Here is a 2,395-nt window from a genome sequence, read left to right as displayed (position 1 = left end):
GGCCAGGTAGCCCGCCGACGACGCCAACGTTAATGCAGTACCCAGTATGGCGATACCGACATTGGCCAGGCACCTTGCACCAAAAGCGCTTGGCCTTGGCGAGCTGCCTGCGAAATCAAAAAGCGCCGGGGCGCGGTTTGAACGTCCGTGTGATCGCATCCCAGAGTCCCACGGCCTCGGCATCAGTGAGTGAGGCTTTGTCGAGTTTGGGGCGATCATCCTCGTTGAGACCATAGTCGCCGTTCTGAAAAGTCATGGATATTCGCGGCTCTCGAGTGGTACCGCGCTCACTGTTGGCTTCCAAAGTAAAATAATTGCCACGGATATCGGCATCGGTGGTCACGGTACCCAGCCATTCTTCTGCCTGCGCAATATTAGTGAGCCCAACTTCACCTCGACGTAAGACACTGAAGTTGTCATCTCCCTTGGCTTGCATGGCAGATTCTGCCTCGCCCATACGGTCCAACAGGGTGTTCTCGGTCGTAACGGTCGAGTTGATATTGATATGAATATTGACATCACGATGAGCACGATCGGCAAAGATCATGGCCACGGTCTCCTTCCGCGTCGGCACCGCCGCTCCGGGAATCGCCTGGTCGGCACCGCCGGCCAGAAAACCATTTTCAAAGCAGAGCCCGGGGCCTTCGGGCATTTCACCTGCCTTGCGCGGATGCAAGTGGCGCAGCAGATATTCCACCTGTTTCAGGCGCTCGGATTTGTCGGATTCTAGATAAGCTCTATGCTTGCTGTTTTTCTCATCGCTCAGATCGATGGCATCGAGCTTGATACTAAACATTGTTAGCCCCACGAATCGATAACCCTCTAAAGTGCGTGAAAAGTCATAAGTACCATTGCTTCGATTCCTGTCGAAAATCACGGTATTATCATGGCGAATGATGTTTTTCAGGAAAGGGGCGTCTCGTTCGTCTACTGCGTGGTTTTCTAGCTCTCGCTGTCGCTTTTCTATAAAGCGTTCGAACATCGTCCGGCTTATCCGCCGCGCACTGATCTCGGCACTATTGACGGTCAGGCTGCTGAAGCTCGGTTTCAGTTGCGACGGCATATCGACCTGAAAACGTCCCATACAGACCGGTGCGAGTGTCTCGGTATAGGCCTCGACCGTTTGGCGTTCCTGTTCATTCATCTCGGGCACTCCCTGTTCCGGTTCTCCGCAGGCGGCACACATCATCGCCATCATGCTGATGAGCAGTCCTTTAACTCCTCGTTCCCACCGGCCGTTATTCCGTGTCATGGCATTGTCCCGGCGATTTCTAGAATCGAGGCCAGCGTGAACAGGCGTGCCGATTCATGGTTGTAGGCCGCTTCGTGGCCTGTCGATACTGTCAGGCTCTCCCGAGCCTGATCGGCGCCTTTGCTCCCCGAGCGCTCGGGTACCGTGCCATCGCCGGGGTCGTCCGCCTCGCTGAGGGTATAACGATACAGTTCGGGAGTGCCGCGCGCGTTTCGTTCAGTGACCACGCGATGCTCGCCATATTGGTCATTAAGCTTGGTCGTCATCACAGGATCGGCACCATACGTCATGGCTCGCCCCTGCCACGCCACCGTGCCATAGCTCATATGGGCGTCGCTATCTGCATAGAACAGGTAGGTATTGGGATGAAACTCCCCGGCCAGACCTGCATGGAACTTGGCAACGTCACTTGCTACAAGCTCAGCGTATGATTTCCACGCCTCATCCAACTTGCCCTGCCTATCCTTCGCGCCGGCCTCTAGTTCTGGCATCGCCAGGGCCGGTTCCATCATGCCCCACCAGTGCTCGCGATCAAGGTAGATGTCCGTGTAGGGATCATCGCCCGTCGGTAACGCGACGGTCTCATGCCCCTCCTTTTCGATCCGTAACCAGCCCCGGCCATAGTCGGGGGTCGGCACCAGTTGCAGCGGTCCTGGCGACTGCGCCAGCACGGCGGTCATTTCCCGTGCCGAGGCGCCCAGGATCTTGCTGGTCGCCCATGAAGTGAGGTTGAACGGCTCGCTGGCCGTCCCGGCTTTTATGCGCCGGTAGAAGACCGGCGCGCCGGCCGTGGGCATCACCCCGTGGACGATGCCCAGCAGGTCGTCCCGGCCACCCACCACTTCGGAGTAGTAACGCGCGACCAATCCGCCCATGGAGTGGGTGACCAGAATCGCCTGGTTACAGGTCATGCGTGCCTTGCGATAACCCGCGATGATCTCGTCGACTCGCTTGGCCAACGTGGCCGCCGACTCCGTATTGGATTGCAGCCAGTTGTAGCCACAGGCATGCACCGGGAAATTGAAGCGTCCCAGGGTATGGACATTGGCCTCGGCGCGGGACTCAGCCGCGTCTGCGGATAATCCCGCCACACGCCGGTAATAATCGGCCAGGTGCGGCTGAAGCGCATCGAACTCGCTGTCA

General features: G+C 57.8%; 2 protein-coding genes. Both read right to left on the bottom strand.

The window, feature by feature from the left end; genetic code table 11:
* Positions 1 to 115: 115 nt before the first annotated feature.
* A complete protein-coding gene (locus tag L1073_RS17005) occupies positions 116 to 1,252 on the bottom strand; it encodes a T6SS immunity protein Tli4 family protein (protein ID WP_246901403.1) in 1,137 nt (378 codons plus the stop codon).
* A partial coding sequence (locus L1073_RS17000; protein ID WP_246901402.1) for an esterase/lipase family protein occupies positions 1,249 to 2,395 on the bottom strand: 1,147 nt, incomplete at its 5' end. The genes L1073_RS17000 and L1073_RS17005, both read right to left, overlap by 4 nt.

The organism is Chromohalobacter nigrandesensis (assembly GCF_023061285.1).
GTDB lineage: Bacteria > Pseudomonadota > Gammaproteobacteria > Pseudomonadales > Halomonadaceae > Chromohalobacter > Chromohalobacter nigrandesensis.
Note: the sequence above shows the minus strand (reverse complement) of the source record. Positions and strands in the feature narration are given on the sequence as shown.